The 303-nt window shown below is 68.6% G+C and carries 1 protein-coding gene; it reads right to left on the reverse strand.

Annotated elements, in window-relative coordinates; genetic code table 11:
* Positions 1-303: class I SAM-dependent methyltransferase (locus tag ACVA58_RS27915; protein WP_446513496.1), on the reverse strand; the 303-nt coding region annotated here is incomplete at both ends.

The following is a 303-nucleotide window of genomic DNA, read 5'->3' on the forward strand; positions in this document are numbered from 1 at the left end:
GTCTGTGCGTCGGCACAAACGAAGCGCGCGGGTGGGGCTTCGCGTTCGGCACGCTCGCGGGCGGTCTGCAGCATGGGCGCCGAGATGTCGATACCGAGGCAGCTGCCGTTGGCACCAAGCTGGCGCGTAATGGCGAGCGTCGTGCTGCCGGTGCCGCAGCCGACATCGAGCACGTGCTGCGCCCACTGGGCGCTCACCGCTTCAACAAGCCGGTCTTCAAGCGGCGGGAACATCTGGTCGAGCGCCGTCTGGCTGGCAACCCAAGCGTGTCCGGCGTGGCCGTTCCAGAGGGCGGCTTGGTTG

This window comes from Photobacterium sp. DNB22_13_2 (genome assembly GCF_052873915.1).